Annotated in this window: 35 protein-coding genes; 26 read left to right on the forward strand and 9 right to left on the reverse strand. The window is 40.4% G+C overall.

Annotation, left to right across the window (positions count from 1 at the left end; translation table 11 throughout):
* Positions 1 to 14: 14 nt before the first annotated feature.
* From rpmC to rplQ, 21 genes are all read left to right on the forward strand, one after another.
* Positions 15 to 242, forward strand: a complete 228-nt coding sequence (gene rpmC, locus J3P37_RS18800) for a 50S ribosomal protein L29 (protein WP_256012904.1) — start codon at positions 15 to 17, stop codon at positions 240 to 242.
* An 8-nt stretch (positions 243 to 250) separates the two neighbouring features.
* Positions 251 to 505 carry a 30S ribosomal protein S17 gene (rpsQ, locus tag J3P37_RS18805; protein WP_256012905.1) on the forward strand — a complete coding sequence of 85 codons (255 nt, stop codon included), beginning with the start codon at positions 251 to 253 and terminating at the stop codon, positions 503 to 505.
* Between the two features lies 1 nt (position 506).
* On the forward strand, positions 507 to 875 hold the full coding sequence (rplN, locus tag J3P37_RS18810) for a 50S ribosomal protein L14 (protein ID WP_158825046.1): 369 nt from the start codon (positions 507 to 509) through the stop codon (positions 873 to 875).
* Between the two features lies 1 nt (position 876).
* Positions 877 to 1,218: a 50S ribosomal protein L24 gene (rplX, locus tag J3P37_RS18815; protein ID WP_256012906.1), complete on the forward strand. Its 342-nt coding sequence runs from the start codon at positions 877 to 879 to the stop codon at positions 1,216 to 1,218.
* On the forward strand, positions 1,218 to 1,784 hold the full coding sequence (gene rplE / locus J3P37_RS18820; RefSeq protein WP_256012907.1) for a 50S ribosomal protein L5: 567 nt from the start codon (positions 1,218 to 1,220) through the stop codon (positions 1,782 to 1,784). Before rplX ends, rplE begins: the two co-directional genes overlap by 1 nt.
* Entirely contained in the window at positions 1,777 to 2,046 is a 270-nt protein-coding gene (rpsN, locus tag J3P37_RS18825) for a 30S ribosomal protein S14 (RefSeq protein ID WP_256012908.1), read from the forward strand. Before rplE ends, rpsN begins: the two co-directional genes overlap by 8 nt.
* Before the next feature lie 195 nt (positions 2,047 to 2,241).
* Positions 2,242 to 2,640, forward strand: coding sequence for a 30S ribosomal protein S8 (gene rpsH, locus J3P37_RS18830; RefSeq protein ID WP_305121192.1), 399 nt, complete (start codon positions 2,242 to 2,244; stop codon positions 2,638 to 2,640).
* Positions 2,641 to 2,654: 14 nt separating this feature from the next.
* Positions 2,655 to 3,212 carry a 50S ribosomal protein L6 gene (gene rplF / locus J3P37_RS18835; protein WP_256012909.1) on the forward strand — a complete coding sequence of 186 codons (558 nt, stop codon included), beginning with the start codon at positions 2,655 to 2,657 and terminating at the stop codon, positions 3,210 to 3,212.
* 5 nt (positions 3,213 to 3,217) lie between these two features.
* Positions 3,218 to 3,571, forward strand: a complete 354-nt coding sequence (gene rplR, locus J3P37_RS18840) for a 50S ribosomal protein L18 (protein WP_256012910.1) — start codon at positions 3,218 to 3,220, stop codon at positions 3,569 to 3,571.
* A gap of 15 nt (positions 3,572 to 3,586) precedes the next feature.
* Positions 3,587 to 4,105 (forward strand): 30S ribosomal protein S5, encoded by a 519-nt coding sequence (gene rpsE, locus J3P37_RS18845; protein ID WP_256012911.1) that lies wholly within the window; start codon positions 3,587 to 3,589, stop codon positions 4,103 to 4,105.
* A 5-nt stretch (positions 4,106 to 4,110) separates the two neighbouring features.
* A complete protein-coding gene (gene rpmD / locus J3P37_RS18850; RefSeq protein ID WP_256012912.1) occupies positions 4,111 to 4,290 on the forward strand; it encodes a 50S ribosomal protein L30 in 180 nt (59 codons plus the stop codon).
* A 2-nt stretch (positions 4,291 to 4,292) separates the two neighbouring features.
* On the forward strand, positions 4,293 to 4,739 hold the full coding sequence (gene rplO, locus J3P37_RS18855; RefSeq protein ID WP_256012913.1) for a 50S ribosomal protein L15: 447 nt from the start codon (positions 4,293 to 4,295) through the stop codon (positions 4,737 to 4,739).
* A 3-nt stretch (positions 4,740 to 4,742) separates the two neighbouring features.
* On the forward strand, positions 4,743 to 6,074 hold the full coding sequence (gene secY, locus J3P37_RS18860) for a preprotein translocase subunit SecY (protein ID WP_256012914.1): 1,332 nt from the start codon (positions 4,743 to 4,745) through the stop codon (positions 6,072 to 6,074).
* A gap of 4 nt (positions 6,075 to 6,078) precedes the next feature.
* Complete coding sequence (map, locus tag J3P37_RS18865; RefSeq protein ID WP_256012915.1) at positions 6,079 to 6,864, forward strand: type I methionyl aminopeptidase; 786 nt, start codon at positions 6,079 to 6,081, stop codon at positions 6,862 to 6,864.
* 70 nt (positions 6,865 to 6,934) lie between these two features.
* On the forward strand, positions 6,935 to 7,153 hold the full coding sequence (infA, locus tag J3P37_RS18870) for a translation initiation factor IF-1 (protein WP_021071231.1): 219 nt from the start codon (positions 6,935 to 6,937) through the stop codon (positions 7,151 to 7,153).
* An 82-nt stretch (positions 7,154 to 7,235) separates the two neighbouring features.
* On the forward strand, positions 7,236 to 7,352 hold the full coding sequence (gene rpmJ / locus J3P37_RS18875; RefSeq protein ID WP_008506259.1) for a 50S ribosomal protein L36: 117 nt from the start codon (positions 7,236 to 7,238) through the stop codon (positions 7,350 to 7,352).
* A gap of 15 nt (positions 7,353 to 7,367) precedes the next feature.
* Positions 7,368 to 7,745 (forward strand): 30S ribosomal protein S13, encoded by a 378-nt coding sequence (gene rpsM / locus J3P37_RS18880; RefSeq protein WP_256012916.1) that lies wholly within the window; start codon positions 7,368 to 7,370, stop codon positions 7,743 to 7,745.
* 13 nt (positions 7,746 to 7,758) lie between these two features.
* Entirely contained in the window at positions 7,759 to 8,148 is a 390-nt protein-coding gene (gene rpsK / locus J3P37_RS18885; protein WP_256012917.1) for a 30S ribosomal protein S11, read from the forward strand.
* A 90-nt stretch (positions 8,149 to 8,238) separates the two neighbouring features.
* Positions 8,239 to 8,847 (forward strand): 30S ribosomal protein S4, encoded by a 609-nt coding sequence (gene rpsD, locus J3P37_RS18890; protein ID WP_256012918.1) that lies wholly within the window; start codon positions 8,239 to 8,241, stop codon positions 8,845 to 8,847.
* Between the two features lie 61 nt (positions 8,848 to 8,908).
* On the forward strand, positions 8,909 to 9,901 hold the full coding sequence (locus J3P37_RS18895) for a DNA-directed RNA polymerase subunit alpha (protein WP_256012919.1): 993 nt from the start codon (positions 8,909 to 8,911) through the stop codon (positions 9,899 to 9,901).
* Between the two features lie 104 nt (positions 9,902 to 10,005).
* Entirely contained in the window at positions 10,006 to 10,542 is a 537-nt protein-coding gene (rplQ, locus tag J3P37_RS18900) for a 50S ribosomal protein L17 (RefSeq protein WP_256012920.1), read from the forward strand.
* A 65-nt stretch (positions 10,543 to 10,607) separates the two neighbouring features.
* Here the strand turns inward: rplQ and J3P37_RS18905 are convergent, their stop codons facing one another.
* The 4 genes from J3P37_RS18905 to truA all read right to left on the reverse strand — a co-directional run bounded on the left by J3P37_RS18905 (position 10,608) and on the right by truA (position 14,046).
* Complete coding sequence (locus J3P37_RS18905) at positions 10,608 to 11,507, reverse strand: nucleotidyltransferase family protein (protein WP_256012921.1); 900 nt, start codon at positions 11,505 to 11,507, stop codon at positions 10,608 to 10,610.
* 178 nt (positions 11,508 to 11,685) lie between these two features.
* Positions 11,686 to 12,792 (reverse strand): M42 family metallopeptidase, encoded by a 1,107-nt coding sequence (locus J3P37_RS18910; RefSeq protein ID WP_256012922.1) that lies wholly within the window; start codon positions 12,790 to 12,792, stop codon positions 11,686 to 11,688.
* A 79-nt stretch (positions 12,793 to 12,871) separates the two neighbouring features.
* Complete coding sequence (locus J3P37_RS18915) at positions 12,872 to 13,285, reverse strand: GNAT family N-acetyltransferase (protein WP_256012923.1); 414 nt, start codon at positions 13,283 to 13,285, stop codon at positions 12,872 to 12,874.
* Between the two features lie 2 nt (positions 13,286 to 13,287).
* Positions 13,288 to 14,046, reverse strand: coding sequence for a tRNA pseudouridine(38-40) synthase TruA (gene truA, locus J3P37_RS18920; RefSeq protein ID WP_256012924.1), 759 nt, complete (start codon positions 14,044 to 14,046; stop codon positions 13,288 to 13,290).
* An 81-nt stretch (positions 14,047 to 14,127) separates the two neighbouring features.
* On the opposite strand from truA, the gene J3P37_RS18925 reads away from it, so the two are divergent.
* The 3 genes from J3P37_RS18925 (at position 14,128) to J3P37_RS18935 (ending at position 17,672) form a co-directional block, all read left to right on the forward strand.
* Entirely contained in the window at positions 14,128 to 14,595 is a 468-nt protein-coding gene (locus tag J3P37_RS18925; protein ID WP_256012925.1) for a DUF4293 domain-containing protein, read from the forward strand.
* A gap of 62 nt (positions 14,596 to 14,657) precedes the next feature.
* Positions 14,658 to 15,767, forward strand: a complete 1,110-nt coding sequence (locus J3P37_RS18930; protein WP_256012926.1) for a hypothetical protein — start codon at positions 14,658 to 14,660, stop codon at positions 15,765 to 15,767.
* A gap of 126 nt (positions 15,768 to 15,893) precedes the next feature.
* Complete coding sequence (locus J3P37_RS18935) at positions 15,894 to 17,672, forward strand: DEAD/DEAH box helicase (protein WP_256012927.1); 1,779 nt, start codon at positions 15,894 to 15,896, stop codon at positions 17,670 to 17,672.
* A gap of 39 nt (positions 17,673 to 17,711) precedes the next feature.
* Here J3P37_RS18935 and J3P37_RS18940 read toward each other — a convergent pair whose 3' ends face one another.
* The 3 genes from J3P37_RS18940 to J3P37_RS18950 all read right to left on the reverse strand — a co-directional run bounded on the left by J3P37_RS18940 (position 17,712) and on the right by J3P37_RS18950 (position 19,392).
* Positions 17,712 to 18,017, reverse strand: a complete 306-nt coding sequence (locus J3P37_RS18940) for a hypothetical protein (protein ID WP_256012928.1) — start codon at positions 18,015 to 18,017, stop codon at positions 17,712 to 17,714.
* A gap of 12 nt (positions 18,018 to 18,029) precedes the next feature.
* Entirely contained in the window at positions 18,030 to 18,314 is a 285-nt protein-coding gene (locus tag J3P37_RS18945) for a hypothetical protein (protein ID WP_256012929.1), read from the reverse strand.
* A 73-nt stretch (positions 18,315 to 18,387) separates the two neighbouring features.
* Positions 18,388 to 19,392, reverse strand: a complete 1,005-nt coding sequence (locus tag J3P37_RS18950; RefSeq protein WP_256012930.1) for an NAD(P)H-dependent glycerol-3-phosphate dehydrogenase — start codon at positions 19,390 to 19,392, stop codon at positions 18,388 to 18,390.
* 137 nt (positions 19,393 to 19,529) lie between these two features.
* Between J3P37_RS18950 and J3P37_RS18955 the strand changes: the two genes are divergently transcribed.
* Positions 19,530 to 20,147, forward strand: coding sequence for a polysaccharide deacetylase family protein (locus tag J3P37_RS18955; RefSeq protein ID WP_256012931.1), 618 nt, complete (start codon positions 19,530 to 19,532; stop codon positions 20,145 to 20,147).
* 127 nt (positions 20,148 to 20,274) lie between these two features.
* Positions 20,275 to 22,542, forward strand: a complete 2,268-nt coding sequence (locus tag J3P37_RS18960; RefSeq protein WP_256012932.1) for an aconitate hydratase — start codon at positions 20,275 to 20,277, stop codon at positions 22,540 to 22,542.
* Positions 22,543 to 22,660: 118 nt separating this feature from the next.
* Here J3P37_RS18960 and sucD read toward each other — a convergent pair whose 3' ends face one another.
* A complete protein-coding gene (gene sucD, locus J3P37_RS18965) occupies positions 22,661 to 23,542 on the reverse strand; it encodes a succinate--CoA ligase subunit alpha (protein ID WP_256012933.1) in 882 nt (293 codons plus the stop codon).
* Between the two features lie 151 nt (positions 23,543 to 23,693).
* On the reverse strand, positions 23,694 to 25,466 hold the full coding sequence (locus tag J3P37_RS18970; protein ID WP_256012934.1) for an ABC transporter ATP-binding protein: 1,773 nt from the start codon (positions 25,464 to 25,466) through the stop codon (positions 23,694 to 23,696).
* Positions 25,467 to 25,608: the final 142 nt, after the last annotated feature.

The following is a 25,608-nucleotide window of genomic DNA, read 5'->3' on the forward strand; positions in this document are numbered from 1 at the left end:
AACTTAAAAGAAAGATGAAAAACTCAGAAATTTTAGAGCTATCCACAGAAGAGATCGTTGCAAGGGTTAACGAGGAAAAAGCAAGCTTAACTAAACTTAAATTTGCGCATGCAGTTTCTGCAATTGAAAATCCTTCCCGCATCAACAAGATCAGAAAAGATATTGCTCGTTTAAACACAGAATTGACTAAGCGCAAAGCGGCATCTGCTGCAGAGTCAGAGTCCGCTTCTGAAACTGAATAATTGTAGAAATGGAAAGACAATTAAGAAAAACCCGTATTGGGTTGGTAGTAAGCAACAAGATGGATAAGTCTGTCGTAGTTGCTGTAGAAAGGAAAGTAAAGCACCCTATCTATGGAAAATTCGTGAAGAAAACTACCAAATTTATGGCTCATGACGAGACTAACACTTGCGGTATCGGAGATACAGTGTTGATCATGGAAACTCGTCCGCTGAGTAAAACTAAAAACTGGAGATTAGTTCAAATTTTAGAGAGGGCTAAGTAACATGGTACAACAGGAATCAAGACTGAATGTTGCTGACAACAGCGGAGCTAAAGAAGTTTTAGTGATCCGTGTTCTGGGCGGTACTGCTAAAAGATATGCATCTGTAGGTGACAAGATCGTTGTTACCGTTAAAAGTGCTATCCCTTCTGGTAACGTTAAAAAAGGTACTGTTTCTAAAGCAGTAGTTGTTAGAACTAAAAAAGAAGTAAGACGTAAAGACGGATCCTATATCCGCTTTGACGATAACGCAGCCGTATTGTTAAACAACCAGGACGAGCCACGTGGTACACGTATCTTTGGCCCGGTAGCTCGTGAGTTGCGTGAGAAACAATTCATGAAAATTGTATCATTAGCACCGGAGGTATTGTAAAATGGGAAATATTAAAAATACACAAGCCAAACTTAAGATCCGTAAAGGTGATTTAGTGCAGGTAATTGCAGGTGATTCTAAAGGTAAACAAGGTAAGGTTTTAGAAGTAGTTCTAAAAACTAACAGAGTTGTAGTTGAAGGTGCAAATCTTGTATCCCGTCATACAAAACCGAATGCTGCTAACCCTAATGGTGGCATCATTAAAAAAGAGGCGCCTATCCATATTTCTAATTTAGCATTTGTAGATCCTAAATCAGGTAAACCTACTCGTGTTGGCAGGAAATTGAATAGCGAAGGTAAATTAGTTCGCGTGGCAAAAAAATCTGGGGAGGAAATTAAGTAATGACTTACGTACCAAGATTAAAATCGAAATATAAGGAGGAAATCCGTACTGCTCTGAAAGATAAGTTTCAGTATAAAAGCGTAATGCAGGTTCCTAAATTGGAGAAAATTGCTATCAACCAGGGTGTTGGTTCTGCAACTACTGATAAAAAACAGATTGAAACTGCAATTAACGAGTTAACCACTATTACTGGTCAGCAAGCTGTTGCTTCGAAATCTAAAAAAGATATCTCTAACTTTAAATTACGTAAAGGAATGCCTATTGGTGTTCGTGTAACTTTACGTGACAACCAAATGTATGAGTTTCTTGACCGTTTGATCGCTGTTGCTTTACCTCGTATCCGTGATTTCAAAGGTATCAATGATAAGGGTTTTGATGGCCACGGAAACTATACTTTAGGTATCTCCGAGCAAATCATTTTCCCTGAGATCAATATTGACAAGATCAATAAGATCATGGGTATGGATATCACATTTGTAACTTCAGCAACAAACGATGTTGAAGCGCTTGAATTGTTAAAGCAATTTGGTTTACCATTTAAAAATCAAACAGTAAATAATGGCTAAGGAAGGTGTAAAAGCACGTGAAGTTAAACGTGCGAAATTAGTTGCTAAATACGCTGAGAAAAGAGCTGCTTTGAAAGCTGCCGGTGATTTCGAAGCTTTAGATAAACTGCCTAAGAATGCTTCTCCGGTTCGTTTGCACAACCGTTGCAAATTAACTGGTCGTCCTCGTGGATATATGCGTCAGTTTGGTATTTCACGTGTAACTTTCCGTGAGATGGCTCTTGCTGGTAAGATTCCGGGAGTGAAGAAAGCAAGCTGGTAAAAAAAGTTATGAGTTTTAAGTTGTAAGTCGTACGTTTGTGCCTCTTTAACGGAAAACTATTAAGTTGTAAGTTTTTGTTTTAAGTGATATTCTATTACTTAAAGCTTAATACTTGCAACTTATTACTATAAAAATTAACCGATGGAAGGTCGTCCCTGTGCTCAGGGAAGGAAACCACCATCATAACAAACAATAATGAATACAGATCCAATAGCAGATTATCTTACAAGAGTAAGGAATGCCATCAAGGCCAACCATAGGGTTGTCGAAATTCCTGCATCAAACCTCAAAAAGGAAATCACAAAAGTTCTTTTTGATAAAGGTTACATCGCGAACTACAAGTTTGACGATAACAATGTTCAAGGCACAATCAAGATTGCTTTGAAATATCATCCGATAACCAGAGTTCCTGCTATTCGCACCATTACACGTGTGAGTAAACCCGGTTTGAGAAAGTATGCAGGTGTTGAAAAAATGCCACGTGTATTAAATGGTTTAGGGATCGCTATCCTTTCTACTTCTAAAGGTGTAATGACCGACAAAGAAGCTAAGAACTTGAACATTGGTGGCGAAGTTTTATGTTACGTTTATTAATCGAAGATTAAACAATGTCAAGAGTAGGAAAAGCACCAATCGCAATCCCCGCTGGAGTTACAGTTTCAGTTTCTGCTGATAACGTGGTAACAGTTAAGGGACCAAAAGGAGAATTGACTCAGCTAGTTGATTCTGATATTACTATTGCCCAGGAAGACGGAAACGTTACTGTACAACGTCCATCAGAGCAAAAACGTCACAAAGCATTACATGGTTTATACCGTGCTTTGATCAATAATATGGTTAAAGGCGTTACAGAAGGTTATAAAGTAGAGCAGGAATTAGTTGGTGTGGGTTACCGTGCTACTAATACAGGAAATACATTAGACCTTGTTCTTGGTTATTCTCACCATTATGTATTTGAGTTACCTAAAGAAATTAAGGTTGCTACAACAGCAGAAAAAGGTAAGAACCCAACTATTATATTAGAAAGTATCGACAAACAATTATTAGGACAGGTAGCAGCGAAAATTCGTTCGTTACGTGCTCCAGAGCCTTACAAAGGTAAAGGTATCAAGTTTGTCGGTGAAGTGTTAAGAAGAAAAGCTGGTAAATCGGCATCTAAAAAATAATCATCATGGCAGGAGTAAAATTATCTCGCAGAGAGCGAATTAAAAAAGGAATCAGAAAAAGATTAACCGGTTCTGCTGAGCGTCCACGTTTATCTGTTTACAGAAGTAACAAGGGTATCTATGCTCAAATCATCGATGATACAACCGGTAAAACTTTAGTTTCATCTTCATCTCTATCTAAAGATTTTGAAGCAAGTGGAACCAAATCGGATCAGTCAAAAGCTGTCGGTAAAGCGGTAGCTGAAAAAGCTGTCGCTGCAGGAATTAGCTCAGTAGTATTTGACAGAAATGGTTACTTATACCATGGACGTATTAAATCTCTGGCTGAAGGTGCACGTGAAGGCGGTCTTAACTTTTAACACTAGAAACAGAAGATGTCAACAATCAATATAAAAAGAGTAAAATCAAGCGAGATTGAATTAAAAGATCGCTTAGTTAGCATCCAGCGTGTTGCCAAAGTTACCAAAGGCGGACGTACCTTCAGTTTCTCAGCTATCGTTGTGGTGGGTGATGAAAACGGAGTTGTAGGTTATGGCTTAGGGAAAGCAAAAGAAGTAACTGAGGCAATCGCTAAAGGTATCGACGATGCCAAAAAAAACCTGGTAAAAGTTCCGGTAATTAACGGTACTGTACCTCACGAACAATACGGAAAATTCTCCGGTGGTTTCGTTTTCATTAAACCTGCTGCAAATGGTACTGGTGTTATCGCCGGTGGTGCGATGCGTGCAGTATTGGAAAGTGCCGGTGTACATAACGTATTGGCTAAATCAAAAGGTTCATCTAACCCACACAACGTGGTTAAAGCAACAGTTTCTGCATTGTCGCAAATGCGTGATGCTTACACTGTAGCTCAGCACCGTGGTGTAGATCTTAATAAAGTTTTTAACGGATAAGTACGATGGCGAAGATCAGAATAACTCAGATAAAAAGCGTTATCGACAGAAGCGAGCGCCAGAAGAGAACTGTACAGGCATTAGGTTTAAAAAAAATAAACCATACTGTAGAGGTGGAAGCTACCCCGGCTATCATCGGGATGGTGAGAAAAGTTAATCATTTAGTAGCAGTAGAAAGTATTTAATCATGAACTTAAGTAATTTAAAACCTGCAGAGGGTTCAACCAAAAATAAAAAGCGTATTGGACGCGGTACAGGTTCTGGCCGTGGTGGTACTTCAACGCGCGGTCACAAAGGTGCCGGATCCAGGTCTGGTAACTCTACTAAGATAGGATTCGAAGGCGGTCAGATGCCTTTGCAACGCCGTATTCCTAAAGTTGGTTTCAAAAGCATCAACCGTGTAGAATACGTAGGTGTTAATCTTGATGTATTACAGGGTCTGGTAGAAAAGTTTAACTTAACTACTGTGAACTTTGATACTTTAAAAGAGCACGGCTTAGTTTCTAAGAACGACCTTGTTAAAATTTTAGGCAGGGGCGAATTAAAAGCTAAGGTAGAGGTTACAGCTCATGCTTTTACTGCAACTGCGCAAAAAGCAATTGAGGCTGCCGGTGGTGCAATTGTAAAATTATAATTAATGAAGAAGCTGTTCACTACTCTTTCAAATATCTGGAAGATAGAGGATTTAAGAGTGCGTATTTTAAACACACTCTTATTTCTTTTAATTTACCGTATAGGCTCATTTATCGTCTTGCCTGGTGTTAGTCCCGTAGCTCTTCAAAACCAGGAGAAAGAAGGATTGCTAGGCTTATTAAATATGTTTGCAGGAGGTTCATTCTCCCGTGCATCGATTTTCGCGTTAGGAGTTATGCCTTATATTTCTGCATCCATCGTGGTTCAGTTATTGGGGATAGCTATTCCGTATTTCCAGAAGATGCAGAAAGAAGGTGAAAGCGGCAGGAAAAAACTAAGCCAGTTAACAAGATACCTGACAGTGATCATCACTTTGGTACAGGCTACGGCGTATGCCCGTACGCAGATAGAACCAGATGCAAGGTTTATGCCTGATCCCTGGTTTACTATTTCTTCGATGGTGATACTTACAGCAGGCACTTTATTTGTAATGTGGCTTGGTGAAAAGATCACTGATAAGGGAATTGGTAATGGTATTTCTCTTATTATCATGGCCGGTATTATTGCACAGCTGCCCTCTGGTCTGATGTCTGAATTTCAGTCACGTATCGGCGGTAACGGTGGTATTATTGCTTTCACTGTTGAATTAATAGCTCTTTTCTTTGTAGTAGTTTTTACTATCCTTATCGTTCAGGGCGTTCGGAAGATCCCTGTTCAATATGCAAAGAAGATTGTAGGGAACAAACAATATGGCGGGGTCCGTCAGTATATTCCTTTGAAGGTTAATGCTGCCGGTGTTATGCCTATCATTTTTGCTCAGGCAATTATGTTCATTCCGCTTTCTGTTGGCCAATTTTTTCCTAATGCACAGGGCTCATTTTTAACTGCTTTAAGCAACTACACTTCATGGCAGTATAACTTGATTTTTGCGCTTTTAATTATTGCATTTACATTCTTTTATACGGCGATTACAGTTAACCCGGTGCAGATGTCGGATGATATGAAGAAGAACGGTGGCTTTATCCCTGGCGTTAAGCCTGGTGCAACTACTGGCGAATATATTGATGCTGTAATATCGAAAATAACTTTACCAGGTTCGGTATTCCTGGCTATCATTGCTATTCTTCCTTCGCTGGCGAGCATTCTGGGCGTCAATACGAATTTTGCACATTTTTATGGTGGTACTTCTCTGCTGATCCTGGTGGGTGTTGTACTTGATACTTTGCAGCAAATTGAGAGTCACCTGTTAATGCGTCATTACGATGGTTTGATGAAAACCGGAAGATTGAAGGGCCGTACTGCTGTTTCATCTGGAGCTGCAGGCCCGGTTATCTAAGATTATGCCTAAAGTCTATTATAAGACCTCTGAAGATATTGAGCTAATAAGGAAAAGCTCCTTATTAGTTTCTAAAACTTTAGCTGAAGTTGCTAAGATTATCAAGCCCGGTGTGAAAACAATCGAGCTTGATAAACTAGCAGAAACTTTTATCAGAGACAACGGCGGAGTACCAGCATTTCTGAACTACAACGGATTTCCTTATTCTTTGTGTATTTCTCCTAATGATCAGGTCGTTCACGGTTTTCCCGGCTCGCAGGAGCTGAAGGAGGGCGACATCATCTCAGTTGATTGCGGTGTAATCCTAAATAAGTTCTTCGGTGATTCAGCATTTACGTTTGCTGTAGGAGAGATCGATACTGAAACTCAGAAATTACTCGATGTGACCCGGCAATGCCTTGACAAAGCTGTTGAAAAGGCTGTTGCAGGGTTGAGGATTGGTGACATTAGTTTTGCTGTTCAGGACCACGCGGAAACGAACGGATTTGGTGTTGTTCGTGAGCTTGTTGGGCATGGAGTAGGTGTTAAGCTCCATGAAAAGCCGGAGGTGCCTAACTACGGTAAACGTGGAGCTGGGATGAAATTAGAAGAAGGAATGGTGCTGGCAATTGAGCCCATGATCAACCAGGGACGCGCAGGTGTGAAGTTCTGGAAAGATGGCTGGACAGTAAGTACTATAGACGGAAAACCTTCCGCGCACTTTGAACATACTGTTGCTGTAAAAAAAGGGAAGGCAGACGTTTTATCAACTTTCGATCTTATTGAAGAAGTTTTAAAACAAAAAAATTAAATATTAAAATTTTTTATTTAATTTTGCATCCCCGAATTGTCGGGCGTAATTAAATAGAAATCAATAAAATATGGCTAAACAAGCCTCTATTGAACAAGACGGAATCATAAAGGAAGCATTGTCAAACGCGATGTTTCGTGTAGAATTGGAGAACGGGCATGAAATAATTGCTCATATTTCCGGGAAAATGCGAATGCATTACATTAAGATTTTACCTGGTGATAAGGTGAAGTTGGAAATGTCCCCTTATGATCTTACAAAAGGCAGAATAACTTATAGATATAAATAAGATGAACCGCGCATGATCCCAAATATCATTTGATATTTTCATGCGAGCTCCATCTGGAATTTTAAAAATAAATTACTTACAGATGAAAGTTAGAGCATCCATAAAAAAGCGTAGCGCTGATTGCAAAATAATCCGCCGTAAAGGCAAGCTTTACGTAATTAACAAGAAAAATCCTAAGTACAAACAACGTCAGGGATAATCATTAAATAGAAATATGGCAAGGATATCAGGTATTGATTTACCAAGAAACAAAAGAGGAGAGATCGGACTTACTTACATTTTCGGTATCGGCAGGGCTACAGCTCAGAGCATTTTAGACCAGGCTGGAATCGACCGGAATATAAAAGTACAAGACTGGACCGATGATCAATTGGCAGCCATCCGTACTATCATCAATGATGATGTTAAGGTTGAAGGCGCTTTGCGTTCTGAAATTCAATTAAACATTAAACGTTTAATGGATATCGGATGTTACCGTGGTCTTCGTCACCGTAAAGGTTTACCTGTACGCGGACAAAGAACTAAGAATAACACTCGTACTCGTAAGGGTAAGCGTAAAACAGTTGCTAACAAGAAGAAGGCTACTAAATAATACCAAATAAGTAATGGCTAAGACTAAAAAAGTAACGAAAAAGCGTATTGTTGTAATTGAACCTGTTGGTCAGGCGCACATTAACGCTACTTTCAATAACATCATTATTACCTTAACAAATTCTCAGGGACAAGCAATTTCCTGGTCTTCTGCCGGTAAAATGGGTTTCAAAGGTTCAAAAAAGAATACTCCATATGCAGCAGGTCAGGCGGCTTCCGATTGCGGAAAAGTAGCTTTTGATCTTGGATTGCGTAAAGTAGAGGTGTTTGTTAAAGGTCCGGGTGCAGGACGTGAGTCTGCAATTCGTACACTACAAACAGCAGGTATCGAAGTAACTACTATTAAAGATATTACTCCGCTTCCTCACAACGGCTGCCGTCCTCCAAAAAGAAGAAGAGTTTAATTGTGTCGTATCAATTAAACGATAAGGAATTAATTAATTAAAGATAAGATTCGATAGCTATAGGCTATCAGATACTTTAAACAGACAAAAATGGCAAGATATACTGGCCCAAAATCGAAAATAGCCCGTAAATTCAGAGAACCAATTTTCGGTCCTGATAAGGCTTTAGAAAGAAAAAATTATCCTCCTGGAATGCACGGGGCATCTAAGCGTCGTGGAAAGCAGTCTGAGTACGCTATCCAGTTGATGGAAAAACAAAAAGTAAAATATACTTACGGAGTTTTGGAGCGTCAGTTCGAAAACTTATTCCATACTGCTTCTTCAAAGGAAGGTATCACTGGTGAGAACCTTTTGAAGTTGTTAGAAGCACGTTTAGATAATGCTGTTTACCGCTTAGGCATCGCTCCTACACGTTCAGGAGCTCGTCAGCTGGTTAGTCACAAGCATATCACTGTAAACGGCGAAGTTGTAAATATTCCTTCTTATTCTTTACGTGCAGGAGATGTTATCGCTGTAAGAGAACGCTCTCAAACGCTTGAGGCCGTTACTAACTCGGTTTCTGCCAGAAGAATAAACAAACATACATGGTTAGAGTGGGATCCAAATAATTTTACAGGTAAATTCCTGAATTATCCTAACCGCGATGAGATTCCTGAAAATATTAAGGAAAACCTTATCGTCGAGTTATACTCTAAGTAACATATTAAAGCTGCTCCTTAAGGGGCAGCTATTACAGTTTAAAAACAATAACTGAACATAAATGGCAATATTAGCATTTCAAAAACCTGATAAAGTTATCATGCAGAAATCTACGGATTTCGACGGTACGTTTGAATTTCGTCCGTTGGAGCCAGGTTTCGGTGTTACCATAGGTAATGCTTTACGTCGTATTTTATTGTCTTCATTAGAAGGCTTTGCAATCACGTCTGTACGTCTTTCAGGTGTTTCTCATGAATTTTCTACTATCAAAGGGGTAGCTGAAGATGTTACAGAGATCATCCTGAACTTAAAACAAGTTCGTTTTCAAAAAACTGGCGAATCAGGTGATTCTGAAAAGATTTTTGTAATCATTAATGGTCAGGAGCAGTTTAAAGCCGGAGATATCACTAAATTCTCCAACAATTTTACTGTTCTGAATCCTGATTTGGTTCTTTGCAACATGGAATCTTCAGTTACTTTAGAAGTAGAGTTAACTGTTAATAAAGGACGTGGGTATATTGCTGCTGATGAGAATAAGAATGCTGATGCTCCTGTTGGTGTAATTGCGATCGATTCGATCTATACTCCAATCAAGAACGTTAAATATACAATTGAGAACTATCGTGTAGAACAAAAAACTGACTATGAAAAGTTAGTTCTTGACATCACTACTGATGGATCAATCCACCCGGAAGATGCTTTGAAAGAAGCAGCAAAGATTCTTATCCACCACTTCCTGTTATTCTCTGATGAGAATATCATGTTAGAGGCTCAGGCTAAAGAAGAAACTAAGGAAGTCGACGAGGAGATCCTGCATATGCGTAAGATCCTTAAAACTGAATTGGTTGATCTTGACCTTTCTGTTCGTGCACTAAACTGTCTTAAGGCTGCAGATATCCGCACTTTGGCTGATTTGGTATCTTACGATGTTGCTGATATGCTTAAATTCAGAAACTTTGGTAAGAAGTCACTGACTGAGATTCAGGATCTGGTTAAATCAAAAGGCTTATCTTTTGGTATGAACCTTTCTAAATACAAATTAGAAGAAGAATAATTGTTCCCGGTGCTTAGGCCCCGGTTATCATAATTATAAGCGACATGTTTGTAATTCCCTCCTGCTAGAAGTGGAGACGGTATAAGCATGTAAAACAAAATAAAATGAGACACGGAAAAAAAGTTAACCATTTAAGCCGTACTGATAGCCACCGCAAAGCAATGCTGGCTAATATGGCTTCTTCGCTTATTCAACACAAGCGTATTACTACAACATTGGCTAAAGCTAAAGCTTTAAGAACGTATGTTGAGCCTCTTATTACAAAGTCGAAAAGTGATACTACTCACTCTCGTCGTGTGGTATTTAGTTATCTTCAGAATAAAGAAGTTATTACTGAGTTATTCCGCGATGTAGCTGAGAAGGTCGCTAATCGTCCAGGTGGTTATACTCGTATCATCAAGTTACCTAATCGTCCTGGTGATAATGCTGAAATGGCTTTGATCGAGCTTGTGGATTATAACACTACTTACAATACTAAGGAAGTTGCTGCTCAACCTGAAAAGAAAGCGACTCGTCGTCGTGGATCGGGTAAAGGTAAAAGTGCTGAGGCTGCTGCTGTGGCAGCTCCAGTGGCTGAAGAAGCCGCAGCTCCTGCGGAAGAGGCGTCTACAGATGCTCCTGCTGACGATAAAGCTGAATAATTTTCAGATTACAACAAAAAAGCCCTGCAATTTGCGGGGCTTTTTTGTTGTAATCTGAATTTTGATTACCAAAGTTTTGCGGGGTAAGTTCCATTCTCAACTAATGCAGATAGACTCTCCTGAACGATAGGTTTATCTTCCTTATAGGTTACTCCAAACCATTTAGAGGCAGTCGGGATAACTTTAAATTGAGCTTCGCCTGTTTTTACCAGTTCCTCCGCCATTAATGGAATAAAGAATTCAGCTTTTGGATTGTTTTCATTAGCTTCTACAAAGCGTTTGAACATCGGTTCTGCTTGTTTGAAGATCGCTGGTGTAAAGCCCCAGAAATTCATTGAAGCGCGGGCATCATCGTGTAAAGGAGTGGTTGTGCCATTCTCGTCTTCATAAACGATAACTCCATCTTTTTCGTAAACTTTTGTGCGCTCGTTAATTTCTTCCAGATTTCCGTCTGCAGACACTTTACAGATACCACGCGAAACTGAACCATATTCCGATAATGTTTTGTCTACCTGGTATCCCATTAATGAATAGTAGTCATCTCTCACCTCGGACGTAAGGAATTCAGCCATTTTCTGGAATGCCTCATAACCATAGAAATCATCTGCATTAATAACGCAAAACGGCTCATTGATCTGATTACCTGCTTCCAAAACAGCATGGCCGGTTCCCCAGGGCTTTTGACGTTCAATGGTTTTATCTATACCATATTTGCTAAGGTCATAACTTTGAAATACAAAATCGATTTCAATTTTTCCTTCTAGTTTAGGAGCGAATATCGCTTTGAAGCTATCTAAGAATTCTTCTCTGATGATAAAAGTTACCTTGCCAAATCCGGCACGTATGGCGTCATAGATTGAATAATCAATTATGGTTTCACCATTTGGGCCGAAGCCGTCAACTTGTTTCATGCTGCCGTATCGGCTAGCCATACCTGCAGCTAATATTAATAGGGTGGGTTTCATGCAGTAAAAATAAAAAATGGATTGTTAATTAATAATTATCAAGAATAAACTTTGTTATAATTAATTTACAGCGATATTGTTTTGAGATAGACAAAATAAAAAGGCAGCCGAGGGGATTCATGCTGCCTTTTTATTTTTAAGAGTCCTATGTTATATCAACGACTCCTATTTTGATTTATTATTTTATATATCTGAAATCCTGACCTGTTTCAAGTTTTAAAAGCGATTCATAAATAAGCCTTATAACATTATCTACATCCTCTTTGTGAACCATTTCAACCGTGGTGTGCATATAGCGAAGAGGTAATGAGATTAGTGCCGAAACTACTCCATCGTTCGAATAGGCAAATGCGTCAGTGTCTGTTCCTGTCCAACGAGATGAAGCCTGGCGTTGAAAAGGTATTGTAGCATCCTCTGCCGCTTTAATAAGGAGTTTATTGAGATTAGTATGCACCGACGGAGCATACGAAACAACAGGCCCTTTACCGGCCGTCAGATCGCCCTGTACAATCTTATTGATCATTGGCGTTTGGGTGTCGTGGGTCACATCGGTGATAATGGCTACATTCGGTTTAATTCGGTTGGCAATCATCTCAGCGCCTCGTAAGCCTACCTCTTCCTGAACAGCATTAACGATATATAATCCGAAAGGAAGAGTTTTGTTATTTTCCTTTAATAAGCGAGCGACTTCTGCAATCATAAAACCACCCACACGATTATCAAGGGCTCGCCCTACATAGTAGCGGTCGTTGAGTACCATAAACTCGTCTTCGTAGGTAATAACACAGCCTACATGGACACCTAATGCCTCAACTTCTTCTTTCGTATTACATCCGCAATCAAGGAAAATATTTTTAAGTGTTGGTGCTTCTTCTTTTTCTCCATTTCTGGTATGGATTGCCGGCCAGCCAAACACTGCTTTTACAATTCCTTTATCGGTATGTATATTTACTCTTTTGGATGGAGCAATCTGATGATCTGAGCCGCCATTCCGGATAACGTAAATTAGTCCGTCTTTCGTGATGTAATTTACAAACCAGGATATTTCGTCGGAATGTGCTTCAATTACAACTTTATACTCTGCTTTCGGGTTGATCACTCCAACAGCTGTCCCATAATTATCTACATAGTGTTCATCAATATATGGTTTAATATAATCCAGCCATAAACGCTGACCCTCCCACTCGAACCCCGTAGGGGAAGGGTTGTTGATGTACGTTTCGAGGAATTTAAGTGATTCTTCCGTTACTACTTGCACGTGCTTATTCTCTGTATTTTCTGCCATTATTATTTATGTTTCTAGCGAAATGTAAGAAATCTTGTATCAATAAATATAAAAAATGAAAAAAGTTTGGATAGGGATGCTAATCTTTAAATAGAAGTTCCATGATTACAAAATCATACCCATCCTTAAAAAAACGCACTGAGGTCTCATTAAACCCAAACTTTTGATAAAAGCTTGAAGCATTTGTTCTTGCATTGCACCATACTCTTGTGAAACCTTGTTGCTTCGCCTCATCAATAACAAACCTCAACAACTGGCTTCCGTACCCTTTTCCCTGAAACTCATCCAGAGTAGCAAATTTCCGGAACTGTAGATTTTCCCCTTCAGAAAATAAAGAAACCACGCTTATCAATTTTCCGTTTTCGTACAAGCCAAGGTGCATGCCGTTTTCATCATCCGGTAACTTGATAGCATCGAAATCCATTTCGGGGTACATTACCTGGTGGCGTATTGGCCATACGATATAAGGAGGAATTTGCTCTATTACCGCCATTGTTAGATATAGGGATATTGTATTTTAGTTAAATATAGTCCGCAAGCTGGAACAGAGGTTCCTGCGTTTGAGCGATCTTTGCTTTGGATGATTTGATGTATAGCCTCTGCCCGAAGTTTATGTCTGCCGATCTCTACCAATGTTCCAACAATAGCTCTTACCATATTTCGCAAAAAGCGGTCCGCAGAAATAACAAAAATTAATCCATCTTCGTTTTTTTGCCATTCTGCATTTTCTATCTTACAATTGTTAGTGAATACCTGGGTGTTCGACTTGCTAAAACAGCTAAAATCAGTATAATCTAATAAATATGATGCGGCCTTGGTCATTTCCGCAACATCTAATGATTCTTTTACCAGCCAGGAAAAGTTATGCTTGAAAGGGTCTTTATGGTGATGAATAAAGTATTGATACGATCGCTGGGTAGCATCAAAGCGTGCATGTGCATCATCGTTTACTCTGATAATACGTTTTACTGCAATGTCGTAAGGCAGAAGTGCATTCAGGCTTGTTAGATACCGGGCTTCAAGACTGTCGCGACCTACATCAGGTCCAACACAATCAAAATGTGCAAAAAATTGACTGGCATGGACACCTGTATCGGTCCGACCGCAACCGACAGTTTCTATCTTTTGCCTGAACAGTGTAGACAGGGCTTTTTCCAATATTTCCTGTACTGAAACGGCATTGGGCTGAATTTGCCATCCATGATATACTGTCCCTTTGTAAGCTAGTTCAAGAAAATAACGTTGTCTGTGCATCACGCGCAAAAATACTTATACCCCGGTAATTTTAGCATGGCTCAAACACTTTTCTATATTTGCAGTGTTTAAATCACAACTATGATTCAGCGCATACAAACTCTCTGGTTATTTCTTGCAACTACTGCATTATTAGCCCTTTTCTTATTTCCTTACATCCAGTTTACGGATGCCACTGGTGTCGCTAAGGCGATTAAAATTACCGGTCTTTACCATTATACAGGTACTGATGTTGTTCTTGACGATTCTTTTACTGTTTTGACGATCGCAACAGTGCTTGTGGCGTTATTGCCGTTGATCATTGTCTTTTTTTATGCGAATAGAAAAAAACAACTTACTTTTTCCTATCTCACAATCGTGGTTATTCTTGTGTATACTTTTTGGCTGGTACAAACTGCGAAGTCGGTAATCGAAGATATTCAGCTAGAGTTTCAGAATTATGGAATTGGCGTAATGTTACCGTCAGTAGCAATTTTATTCGTGGTGTTGGCTATCCGGGGTATTCGTCGCGACGAAAAACTAGTAAAATCTGCAGATAGATTGCGTTAAACGACGAAGATCATTTAATAGGGAATAAGTATTTTCCAAATTGCGATTAAATATATCGCAAAATGAAAAAAATAATTTTAATTCTTTTGCTGTTTACCTGGTCTACAGCAAAGTCTCAGCTTATTTCATTTAATTTCACAGGGGCTGCAGGAAATGAAAAAACCTATAGTTCAAGACTGAACGACCCCAACCTCAGCCCCTCCCAAATTACGCGCAGCGCGAGTATGATGAGAAAGCCTGGTGTCAACAGTTTTAATTCTAGTGCATGGGCGGAGCAAATAACTCCCGATCTCGGTAGATACATCGAGTTTACAGTCAGTCCTCTGGCTGGCAAAAAAGTCACTGTTACAGAAATAACCTGTAAGCACCAGCGTTCGGAAGGCGGCCCGCTCGCGTTTTCTGTTAGATCCAATGTCGACTCGTATAGCAAGGATATTTCTAGTTTCATGGCGGAAAACAACGAAAATGTTCAAACAACCGTGATCGATCTGTCTGCTGAAAGCAGTCTTCAAAACCGATCAGCAGCAATTACATTCAGGATCTATGGGTACCGAGCTGGGAGGGCAAGTGGTACGTGGGGACTTGGTGCTGCTGAAGGTGATCATCTGATAGTGAACGGTGCTTCGGGTACACTTCCTGTCGTTATCTCATCTTTCCATTCTGATGTTTTCAGTGAACATATTCAGCTAAACTGGATAACGGAATCGGAACATAACTCCAGCCATTTTAATATCTACAAATCCGCCGACGGAAGATCGTTCGCTTTCAAAGGGCGGATAGACGCTGCAGGCTCTTCAACTTCTGCCAGAAAGTATACATTTAATGATTATGACCCAGCTTCGGGAATTAACTATTATAAGCTTGTTGAGGTCGATCAAAATGGCGAGAACTATGACTTCGGCATAATTGCTGCCAAAATTAAGTTTTCCCCATCCTTGAGTTTAGTCTCATCGACTCAAGATGCTGTTGAGATTCTTATTAGATCAAATTCGGCATCACGGGGTGAACTAACAATTGCGGACGTACACGGACGTCAATTGGCGAGCGCCACCCTGTCATTACTCAATGGCAGTAACCGGGTAATGTTGCCATTAAAAGCTAATAAAATGCTATTGATCGCACGTTTTGAAAGTCCCGAAGGTGTGATTAGTAAAAAGTTCATCAAGAATTAATTTGAATCTTGACTTTTGTCACCTTAGCGTTTTAAATTTACCGAAATTCCTGGTAAGACATAATTTCGGAAATAAACTGTATCTTTGCGCCGACCCGGCAATAAAGCCGGGTGATTTATTATTATCATGAACCCATTTAGTGAACTGGGTATCCGTCATGATATTGTTAATGCCATATCTGATCTGGGATTTTCCAATCCCACGCCAATCCAGGAACAAGCAATCCCGGTATTACTTTCAGGCAGCAACGATTTTGTCGGATTAGCTCAAACAGGAACCGGTAAGACGGCAGCATTTGGCCTGCCTTTATTAGAATTACTGGACTTTGAAGAAAATTATCCACAGGCACTGGTTTTGTGCCCAACCCGTGAACTTTGTTTACAGATTACTAACGATCTGAACAATTATTCAAAAAATGTTAAAAATGTAAATGTAGTTGCCGTTTATGGAGGCGCCAGTATTTCTGACCAGTTGCGTCAGATAAAACGTGGTGTCCAGATTGTAGTGGCAACTCCAGGACGTATGCTTGATATTATCAATCGTAAAGCAATTGATTTTTCTCAGGTACAGTACGTGGTTTTAGATGAAGCGGATGAAATGCTTAATATGGGCTTTCAGGAAGACATCGACCAGATTTTATCAACAACGCCGGATGATAAAAAAACATGGTTGTTTTCTGCAACAATGCCTGCAGAGGTGCGCAGAATTGCGAAAAAGTACATGGACAATCCCCATGAACTTACCATGGGCTCCAAAAATACGGGAAACGCCAACATCGATCACGAGTATTACGTAGTTCGTGCCCGGGACAAGTATGCTGCGTTTAAACGTATTGTTGATTTTAACCCTGAAATTTTTGGTATTGTATTCTGTCGGACCAAAATAGAAACTCAGGAAATTGCTGAGTCCTTAATTAAGGACGGGTACAATGCTGATTCTTTGCATGGTGACCTTTCTCAGCAGCAACGTGACAAGGTAATGAAACGTTACCGTGAGCGAAGTTTGCAACTACTTATTGCTACTGATGTTGCAGCCAGGGGTATCGATGTTAATGATGTTACTCATGTAATTAACTACTCATTGCCTGACGAAATTGAGAACTATACGCACCGGAGTGGTCGTACAGCTCGTGCGGGCAAGACCGGGGTTTCCATTTCCATCATCAATTCAAAAGAACTTGGAAAGATCAGGCAGATTGAACGTGTAATCGGAAAGCAATTTGTAAAAACGGAAATCCCTAATGGGTTTGATGTATGTGAGAAGCAGTTATTTGCGCTGGTTCATAAAGTGCATAACGTTGAAGTAAACGAGGAACAGATCGAGCAGTATATTCCGCGTATTATGGACGAATTCAAAGATCTTAGCAAAGAAGATATAATCAAGCGCTTCGCTTCACTTGAATTTAACCGCTTCCTGGAGTATTACAAAAATGCACCAGACCTAAATGCTCCTGCACACGAAGATCGCGGCGAACGTTCAGATCGCTTTGGACGGGGAGGAAGCAGAGGTGACTATACTCGCTTGTTTGTAAATCTTGGATCTGTTGATGAGTTCACAAGAGGAGATATGCTTGGATTTATCTGTAACACAGCTAAAATCAGCGGAAAGTCCATTGGGAAGATAGATTTAAAAGGTGTTTATACCTTCTTTGAAGTTGAAAATGCAGTTGCCGAAACTGTACAGCAAAACTTTAAAGGCGCTGAATATAATGGTCGTAGTGTACGCATTGAAGTTGCTGGTGATCGTGATAGCGGTGGAAGCCGCGGCGGTCGGGAAAGAAGCGGCGGCAGACGCGAAGGCGGCTATGGCGGCGGTCGTAGCGGTGGCGGATTTCGTGATTACTCAGGTAAAAAAAGAGAAGATCGTAGTGGCGAAAGAAGCGGTGAACGCAGAAGACGTTTCTAATATTTAACAAAAAATGCCCGGAATTCCGGGCATTTTTTGTTAATCAAGATAAACCCTTCGAGCATCTTTGTTAATGTAATATTTGCGTTGGTGTTTATCGATGTAAACCGTTTCTCCGTTCGGGCCCTTAACATCTTTAAGTGATTTATCTTTAACCTTAGCCGCGGCTTTTGCACCCACTTCTCCAGTCTTTTTACCGGCTTTTTTTACAGCTTTACCTGTAGCCTTGCCAGCTTGTTTAACCTCTTGTCCAAAGGTGGTGGTATCCTTCTTTTCCTGGCTATATGATTCGTTTGCCACTCCCAGCAGCAAAGTAACAATTAATGTGCCTATTATTTTTCTCATCGACGATAGATGTTATACTGTTTCAAGATAAACTCTTTTACCTGTTTCGTTTTCATAAAACTGACGATCGTACATGTCGAGATAGACAGGCTCGCCATGGGGGCCCTCAACATGGTGCATAATTCGCGCTTTTAACCGGTGGCTATAATCCATTATGCGGTTTCCAAGTCTCCTTGCAGAGTTTGTGACGCCATCAGTTAATCTTGATCCGTCTTTTCTTTTATAAGTAGTTATTATGGCTGTTGCCGCAGCTGCTCCGGCAACAATGCCTAAAATGGCCATATTTTTCATTTCCATAGTTGATTTATTGTCAATTATAGACAAGCGATTAATGTGCCAAAAAAGAAAGCCGAATAAGTTTAACGAACGGTTAAGATAATTGTTCTGAAAGCAGTTTCATCTCTATATGGGGAGAATGCTTTTCATATAACACTGCATATACTGCCCTGCAAATAGGCATGTTCACTTTGTAGGTCTTATTAATCTGATGCAGGCCATTCGCTGCATAATAACCCTCAGCGATCATGTTCATTTCCAGTTGTGCTGATTTTACAGTATAGCCTTTGCCGATCATGTTGCCAAACATTCTGTTTCTGCTGAACTGCGAATAGGCCGTAACCAGTAGATCGCCCAGATATGCAGATTCTTTTATATCTCTGTCTATAGGATGAACAGCGTCAACAAAACGTTTTATTTCTCTTATGGCATTCGAAATAAGTACTGATTGGAAGTTGTCTCCATAACCAACACCATGGCATATGCCGCTCGCAACCGCATAAATATTTTTAAGTACTGCAGCATATTCAGTTCCATAGATATCATCTGATATATTGGTCTTAATATATCTTGTGTTCAGAAGTCCGGCGAAACAAGATGCAAGCTCGTTGCTCGGAGATGCAATAGTAAGATAAGAAAGTTTTTCAAGCGCCACTTCTTCTGCATGGCAAGGCCCGCTCATTACAACGATATCTTCCAGTGGAATATGATACTTGTAATGCATAAATTCCCCTATGATCAGGTTTTCATCGGGAACAAAACCTTTGATGGCCGATATTATTTTTTTTCCTTTAAGAGCATCAGGATGAATAGTCCCGAGAGCATCTTTCAAAAATGCAGCGGGAATGTTCAATAAAATTATTTCAGCCTTGGAAACAATTTCCGCGAGGTCATGGCTAATATTCTGCGGCAAGACACTGATTTCAACTGAGCTCAAGTAGTTCGGATTATGGCGATATTTTCGGATGTGATCTATTGCTTCTGTATTTCGCATCCACCAGTATATCTCTTTGGGGGTGCGGTTATCCGCCAGCATTTTAATATTTGCTGTAGCCCAGCTTCCTCCTCCAATAACTGCTATTTTAGCCACTCTATCCATGCAGAAAAAACTATTTGGAGGCAAGTTTACTAATTTATTAAGTGATTACAGCTTCTTAATACAATAAATGTCAATTTCCTTTTCGCAATGTCACATACTGTTCTTTTTGCGTAAAATTGCAATTCATCCCGCATTTGATGTATCTAGTTAGAACACCTTTTTTTCTGCGCTGGCTTTATCCGTCACTTACCTGGCGAAAGAATAAACGCTCCTGGCATATTTATATCACTTTTGATGATGGACCTATACCTCATGTAACGCCATTTGTACTGGAGACCTTAAAAAGGTACAATGCTAAGGCGACATTTTTCTGCATTGGAGACAATATCAGGAAGCATCCCGGAATATTTGAGGAAATAAAGACGGAGGGACATGCAATAGGTAATCATACCTTCAATCATTTAAAAGGTTGGAAAACAGATACCGCACATTATATAGATAATTATCTTAAGTGCGATAAGTTAATGCACTCACACCTCTTTCGGCCGCCTTACGGTCGAATTAAAAGGAATCAGATCTCAAAGCTGAAAGAGTTGAGTCCTGACTTGCAAATCATTATGTGGGATGTGTTAAGCGGTGATTTTGACCCCAATCTATCGCCTGAGAAATGTCTTAGTAACGTTTTAAAATATACACGTCCCGGCTCAATAATTGTGTTTCATGATAGTTTAAAAGCTTTCGATCGGTTGGAATATGTGTTGCCCCGTGCTCTGGAGAAATGGAATCTCGAAGGTTATGAATTTGAGTTACTATAGATTAGAACTTTTCTAAATAAAAATTGACATGATTTAGGCAATATCTATTCGTCATTTTTCGTAATTTCGCGGGAATCAGCCTTATTAGGTTGGTTTCTAAGTTTTAACAAATAAAAATCAATTACCAATGGCATTTGATATAGAAATGATCCAAAAGGTCTACAGTAATCTGGCTGGTCGCGTAGAAGCTGCAAGAAAAACTGTAGGCAAACCTTTAACTTTAACAGAGAAGATCCTTTATTCCCATTTATGGGCGGGAGAAGCTACTGAAGCTTATCAAAGAGGCGCTTCTTATGTAGATTTCGCCCCAGACCGCGTTGCCATGCAGGATGCAACAGCGCAGATGGCTTTATTGCAATTTATGCAGGCGGGTCGCCCTCAGGTTGCTGTACCTTCAACAGTACACTGTGACCACCTAATTCAGGCAAAAGTTGGGGCGGTTGAAGATTTAAGTGTAGCAAACTCAACAAATAAAGAAGTTTACGACTTCCTTTCATCTGTTTCTAATAAGTATGGAATAGGATTCTGGAAACCGGGTGCAGGTATCATCCACCAGGTTGTTCTTGAGAACTATGCATTTCCTGGAGGTATGATGATTGGGACGGATTCTCATACTCCAAATGCCGGGGGGTTAGGAATGATCGCCATTGGTGTGGGTGGAGCTGACGCTTGTGATGTAATGGCTGGTTTTGCCTGGGAGCTTAAATTTCCAAAATTGATTGGTGTTAAACTAACCGGCAAGCTTTCAGGTTGGGCATCTGCGAAGGATGTTATCCTTAAGGTGGCTGGTATCTTAACCGTAAAAGGTGGTACAGGAGCTATCGTTGAGTACTTTGGTGAAGGAGCCCGCTCTCTTTCAGCTACAGGAAAGGCAACCATCTGTAACATGGGTGCTGAAATTGGAGCTACTACCTCAGTATTCGGTTATGATGAGAAAGCAGAAACTTATTTGCGTGGTACAGAAAGAGCTGATATTGCTGATCTCGCTAATCAGGTTAAACAGCATTTAACTGGCGATGATGAAGTGTATGCAAATCCTGAGCAATATTTTGACCAGGTTATTGAAATTAACCTTTCAGAACTTGAACCACATATAAACGGTCCATTTACACCCGACTTGGCATGGCCGCTTTCTAAATTCGCTGCTGCTGTCAGAGAAAACAACTGGCCTGCGAAATTAGATGTTGGCTTGATCGGTTCTTGTACTAACTCTTCTTATGAAGATATTACACGTGCAGCTTCTCTTGCACAGCAAGCTGTTGATAAAAACTTAAAAGCAAAATCGGAATACACCGTAACTCCAGGGTCTGAACTGGTTCGTTACACTGTTGAGCGCGATGGTTATTTGAACACTTTTGATCAGATCGGTGGAGTGGTTTTGGCAAATGCCTGTGGTCCATGTATCGGTCAGTGGGCTCGTCATACCGACGATCCAACCCGTAAAAACTCCATTATCACTTCTTTTAACAGAAACTTCGCTAAGCGTCAGGATGGAAACCCTAATACTCACGCCTTCGTTGCTTCTCCGGAAATCGTAACAGCACTTGCTATTGCCGGAGATTTAACCTTTAACCCTATGACTGACACTTTAATTAATGAAAGTGGTCAGGCCGTGAAATTAGACGAACCACAAGGTCTCGAAATGCCAGTAAAAGGATATGCTGTGGAAGATGCAGGTTATCAGGCACCAGCTGTCGACGGGAGCAAAGTTGAAGTAATTGTTGATGAAAAATCAAGCCGTTTACAGTTGCTAGAGTCTTTCCCTGTTTGGGAAGGCACAGATCTCCATGGTCTTCGTCTCCTTATCAAAGCTAAGGGTAAGTGTACAACTGACCATATTTCAATGGCTGGCCCATGGTTGAAATTCCGCGGACACATTGACAATATTTCCAACAACATGTTGATTGGTGCTATCAATTACTTTAATGATACTGCGGACTCAGTAAAAAACCAGCTAAATGGGGAGTACGGACCAGTTCCTGCGACTCAACGTGCCTATAAAGCAGCTGGTATCGGAACTATAGTGGTCGGTGACGAAAATTACGGTGAAGGTTCATCCCGCGAACATGCAGCTATGGAGCCGCGGCATTTAGGTGTTAGGGTAATATTAGTGAAATCTTTCGCCCGTATCCATGAAACAAACCTTAAGAAGCAAGGTATGTTGGGAATTACCTTTGCTGATGTTAACGATTATAACAAGGTTCAGGAAGATGACGTGATCGATGTATTGGGTCTGACTGAATTCGCTCCTGGTAAACAACTAACAGTTGTTTTACATCATGCGGATGGTACTCAGGATTCATTCCCTGTGAACCACACTTATAATGAGCAACAAATTGAGTGGTTTAAAGCTGGTGCTGCTTTAAACATCATCAAATTGAAACAACAGGCGTAACGCTTGTCGCTTCGCTAATAAAAGAAAGGGCTCTGTTCTAAAGAAACGGAGCCCTTTCTTTTTAGGGCAAAAAAAACCTGACCGCAAAGCCAGGTTTTTCATATATAGATCTTTTGATTTATGCTAATACTTTGCTGAGCTCTTCGGCCATTGCAGCACCGATTTCAGCCGGTGATTCAACCACGCGGATTCCGCATTCTGCCATGATCCGCATTTTAGCTGCAGCAGTATCATCTGCTCCGCCCACGATTGCTCCGGCGTGTCCCATACGGCGTCCGGGAGGAGCTGTCTGACCCGCGATGAAACCAACTACTGGCTTTGTTCCGTTTTCTTTGATCCAATGAGCTGCTTCAGCTTCCATTCCTCCGCCGATTTCACCAATCATAATGATACCTTTGGTCTCCGGATCGTTCATTAGCAATTTAACAGCTTCAACAGTTGGTGTTCCGATGATAGGGTCACCACCAATTCCAATAGCTGTAGTAATACCCAAGCCGGCTTTAACTACCTGATCAACCGCTTCATATGTTAAAGTTCCTGATTTGGATACAACACCAACATTTCCTTTTTTGAAAATGAAGCCTGGCATGATGCCGATTTTCGCTTCGTCTGCAGTGATAATACCAGGGCAGTTAGGGCCAATTAAACGGCAATCTCTGTCTTTAATGTATTCTTTAACCAGGATCATATCCTTTGTCGGGATACCTTCAGTAATACAAACAATAACTTTGATGCCAGCTTCGGCTGCTTCCAGGATTGCATCTGCAGCGAATGCAGGAGGTACGAAAATGATAGAAACATCAGCGCCGGTTTGTTCAACAGCGTCTTTCACAGTGTTGAATACAGGTCTGTCTAAGTGAGATTGACCACCTTTTCCTGGTGTTACCCCACCCACTACTTGCGTTCCGTACTCAATCATTTGCGACGCATGATAAGTACCTTCGTTGCCGGTAAAACCTTGAACGATTACTTTTGAATCTTTATTTACTAATACACTCATTGATCGGTTTTTAAAGTTGTGCAAACTTAGATAATTTTTACAAATCAATTTTAGGAAATCCGAGAAAAAGAAAAAAATATCAGTGTTTCAATAGCGAATGAGAACAATTTACATTCAAATGAAATCCGGTACCCTTGATAGTTGACAGGTATCAGATATTACTTTTTTCAATTCCTGAGGAATTAAACTGCAGGTCGTATAGTCGTTTATAATAACCATTAAGTTTTAGCAGATCCTGATGGCTTCCCGACTCTTTGATTTCACCATGATCCAAAACAATGATCTTATCTGCATTTTGTATGGTCGACAGCCTGTGGGCAATGACAATAGAGGTGCGGCCATGCATAAGCTTTTGTATTGCCAGCTGAATTAAATGCTCTGTTTCTGTATCAACTGACGACGTTGCCTCGTCTAAAACCAGTATTTTAGGATCGTAAACCAGTGCCCGCACAAATGAGAGTAATTGGGCTTGTCCGGAGGATAACGTTGCTCCACGTTCCATGACATCATAATCATACCCTCCAGGGAGTCTTTTGATAAAATCTTCTGCGCCTGCATCTCTTGCGGCAGCCTTAATAGCTTCCAGACTGATAGCCGGGTTATTTAAGCTGATATTATTCGCGATGGAGTCTGAAAAGAGAAACACATCCTGAATCACCGTCCCAATTTGGGAACGTAGAAAATCGAGTTTGTACTCCCGGATATCTTTTCCGTCAATCTTTATACTGCCCTTATTGATCTGATAAAATCTATTTAGGAGATTTATGACCGATGATTTTCCTGCTCCCGTGGCGCCAACCAAGGCGAGAGTTTCCCCGGGATTTACATTAAAGCTGATCCCTTTCAACACCCAGTCTTCTTCATTGTATGCAAACCATACATTCTCAAATTCGATTCTTCCGTGAACCTTGTCACAGCTTAATGTTCCATGATCTTCCTCTACTTCCGGCGTGTCAAGCACTGTGAAAATTCTGTCTGCTCCAACCATTCCCATCTGAAGTGTATTGAATTTATCGGCAAGCTCCCGGATTGGACGAAACATCATGTTGATATACATAATGAATGCAACCACTACGCCGGGAGAAGTATGATGTTCGATGACTGATTTCGATCCATACCATACAAGTAAGCCGATGGAAAGAGCAGAAATTATCTCTACCACCGGAAAGAAGATAGAATAATACCAATTGGAGCGTATATGTGCATCCCGGTGCTGCGCATTTATTTTAGTAAACTTCTCCATTTCCTGGTCCTCCCGTGCAAAATACTGGATGATATTCATGCCTGTAATGTGTTCCTGCAGAAATGTGTTTAATTGTGAAACCTGGGTTCTCACTTCCTGGAAGGCAGCTTTAATTGATTCTTTGAAGATATAGGTAGCAGCTATCAAAAGAGGCATAGGTATTAGAACAACAAGCGAAAGCCGCCAGTCCGTATAAAACATGAAAGCCATAATAGCAATGAGTTGAAGAATATCTCCAACTATCACGATCAAGCCTTCCGAAAATATATCAGCAATTGTTTCAAGGTCAGAAACTGTGCGTGTAATTAGTTGTCCGATAGGCGTTTTGTCGAAATATTTGAGCTTTAATTTACTAATATGGTTAAAAACGTTGATCCGCAGATCCCTGATAGTTGATTGGCCGAGTACATTTGTGAAAAAGGTGAGATAGTACTGCATCCCTGTTTGGATAAACAGTAGCGCCAGCATGATAGCTGTCATCATGATCAGTCCGCTCTTATCTTCACCCAGGATGTAATTGTCCAGAGCATATTCTATTAGAAAAGGCCTGAGAGGAGCCAGAGGTGCAATAGTGATAGTCAGAACAAGAGACCAGAAAAAGACCCGCCTGTACGGTTTAACATACTGAAAGATTCTTTTTAACAAGTTTATATCATACGCTTTGCCTGCAACCTTAGCCATCCTGATAGTTTAATGCACTGCGAAATTACATATTATTATCTAGCTACCCTTGTAACTCTTTGACGGTTCGCCGACAATTTTTTTTGCAGGTAGAACAACTTTCACTTAACTTCAGCGTTTTAAACTTTGTCGCAGAAAAAGC

Source organism: Desertivirga xinjiangensis, from assembly GCF_024436435.1.
GTDB classification, from domain to species: Bacteria; Bacteroidota; Bacteroidia; order Sphingobacteriales; family Sphingobacteriaceae; genus Desertivirga; species Desertivirga xinjiangensis.

What these genes read in the sequence shown, in the direction of transcription:
- rpmC (WP_256012904.1), top strand. Translation starts at nt 15, where the DNA reads ATGAAAAACTCAGAAATTTTAGAGCTATCCACAGAAGAGATCGTTGCA.
- rpsQ (WP_256012905.1), top strand. Translation starts at nt 251, where the DNA reads ATGGAAAGACAATTAAGAAAAACCCGTATTGGGTTGGTAGTAAGCAAC.
- rplN (WP_158825046.1), top strand. Translation starts at nt 507, where the DNA reads ATGGTACAACAGGAATCAAGACTGAATGTTGCTGACAACAGCGGAGCT.
- rplX (WP_256012906.1), top strand. Translation starts at nt 877, where the DNA reads ATGGGAAATATTAAAAATACACAAGCCAAACTTAAGATCCGTAAAGGT.
- rplE (WP_256012907.1), top strand. Translation starts at nt 1,218, where the DNA reads ATGACTTACGTACCAAGATTAAAATCGAAATATAAGGAGGAAATCCGT.
- rpsN (WP_256012908.1), top strand. Translation starts at nt 1,777, where the DNA reads ATGGCTAAGGAAGGTGTAAAAGCACGTGAAGTTAAACGTGCGAAATTA.
- rpsH (WP_305121192.1), top strand. Translation starts at nt 2,242, where the DNA reads ATGAATACAGATCCAATAGCAGATTATCTTACAAGAGTAAGGAATGCC.
- rplF (WP_256012909.1), top strand. Translation starts at nt 2,655, where the DNA reads ATGTCAAGAGTAGGAAAAGCACCAATCGCAATCCCCGCTGGAGTTACA.
- rplR (WP_256012910.1), top strand. Translation starts at nt 3,218, where the DNA reads ATGGCAGGAGTAAAATTATCTCGCAGAGAGCGAATTAAAAAAGGAATC.
- rpsE (WP_256012911.1), top strand. Translation starts at nt 3,587, where the DNA reads ATGTCAACAATCAATATAAAAAGAGTAAAATCAAGCGAGATTGAATTA.
- rpmD (WP_256012912.1), top strand. Translation starts at nt 4,111, where the DNA reads ATGGCGAAGATCAGAATAACTCAGATAAAAAGCGTTATCGACAGAAGC.
- rplO (WP_256012913.1), top strand. Translation starts at nt 4,293, where the DNA reads ATGAACTTAAGTAATTTAAAACCTGCAGAGGGTTCAACCAAAAATAAA.
- secY (WP_256012914.1), top strand. Translation starts at nt 4,743, where the DNA reads ATGAAGAAGCTGTTCACTACTCTTTCAAATATCTGGAAGATAGAGGAT.
- map (WP_256012915.1), top strand. Translation starts at nt 6,079, where the DNA reads ATGCCTAAAGTCTATTATAAGACCTCTGAAGATATTGAGCTAATAAGG.
- infA (WP_021071231.1), top strand. Translation starts at nt 6,935, where the DNA reads ATGGCTAAACAAGCCTCTATTGAACAAGACGGAATCATAAAGGAAGCA.
- rpmJ (WP_008506259.1), top strand. Translation starts at nt 7,236, where the DNA reads ATGAAAGTTAGAGCATCCATAAAAAAGCGTAGCGCTGATTGCAAAATA.
- rpsM (WP_256012916.1), top strand. Translation starts at nt 7,368, where the DNA reads ATGGCAAGGATATCAGGTATTGATTTACCAAGAAACAAAAGAGGAGAG.
- rpsK (WP_256012917.1), top strand. Translation starts at nt 7,759, where the DNA reads ATGGCTAAGACTAAAAAAGTAACGAAAAAGCGTATTGTTGTAATTGAA.
- rpsD (WP_256012918.1), top strand. Translation starts at nt 8,239, where the DNA reads ATGGCAAGATATACTGGCCCAAAATCGAAAATAGCCCGTAAATTCAGA.
- J3P37_RS18895 (WP_256012919.1), top strand. Translation starts at nt 8,909, where the DNA reads ATGGCAATATTAGCATTTCAAAAACCTGATAAAGTTATCATGCAGAAA.
- rplQ (WP_256012920.1), top strand. Translation starts at nt 10,006, where the DNA reads ATGAGACACGGAAAAAAAGTTAACCATTTAAGCCGTACTGATAGCCAC.
- J3P37_RS18905 (WP_256012921.1), bottom strand. Translation starts at nt 11,507, where the DNA reads ATGAAACCCACCCTATTAATATTAGCTGCAGGTATGGCTAGCCGATAC.
- J3P37_RS18910 (WP_256012922.1), bottom strand. Translation starts at nt 12,792, where the DNA reads ATGGCAGAAAATACAGAGAATAAGCACGTGCAAGTAGTAACGGAAGAA.
- J3P37_RS18915 (WP_256012923.1), bottom strand. Translation starts at nt 13,285, where the DNA reads ATGGCGGTAATAGAGCAAATTCCTCCTTATATCGTATGGCCAATACGC.
- truA (WP_256012924.1), bottom strand. Translation starts at nt 14,046, where the DNA reads ATGCACAGACAACGTTATTTTCTTGAACTAGCTTACAAAGGGACAGTA.
- J3P37_RS18925 (WP_256012925.1), top strand. Translation starts at nt 14,128, where the DNA reads ATGATTCAGCGCATACAAACTCTCTGGTTATTTCTTGCAACTACTGCA.
- J3P37_RS18930 (WP_256012926.1), top strand. Translation starts at nt 14,658, where the DNA reads ATGAAAAAAATAATTTTAATTCTTTTGCTGTTTACCTGGTCTACAGCA.
- J3P37_RS18935 (WP_256012927.1), top strand. Translation starts at nt 15,894, where the DNA reads ATGAACCCATTTAGTGAACTGGGTATCCGTCATGATATTGTTAATGCC.
- J3P37_RS18940 (WP_256012928.1), bottom strand. Translation starts at nt 18,017, where the DNA reads ATGAGAAAAATAATAGGCACATTAATTGTTACTTTGCTGCTGGGAGTG.
- J3P37_RS18945 (WP_256012929.1), bottom strand. Translation starts at nt 18,314, where the DNA reads ATGGAAATGAAAAATATGGCCATTTTAGGCATTGTTGCCGGAGCAGCT.
- J3P37_RS18950 (WP_256012930.1), bottom strand. Translation starts at nt 19,392, where the DNA reads ATGGATAGAGTGGCTAAAATAGCAGTTATTGGAGGAGGAAGCTGGGCT.
- J3P37_RS18955 (WP_256012931.1), top strand. Translation starts at nt 19,530, where the DNA reads ATGTATCTAGTTAGAACACCTTTTTTTCTGCGCTGGCTTTATCCGTCA.
- J3P37_RS18960 (WP_256012932.1), top strand. Translation starts at nt 20,275, where the DNA reads ATGGCATTTGATATAGAAATGATCCAAAAGGTCTACAGTAATCTGGCT.
- sucD (WP_256012933.1), bottom strand. Translation starts at nt 23,542, where the DNA reads ATGAGTGTATTAGTAAATAAAGATTCAAAAGTAATCGTTCAAGGTTTT.
- J3P37_RS18970 (WP_256012934.1), bottom strand. Translation starts at nt 25,466, where the DNA reads ATGGCTAAGGTTGCAGGCAAAGCGTATGATATAAACTTGTTAAAAAGA.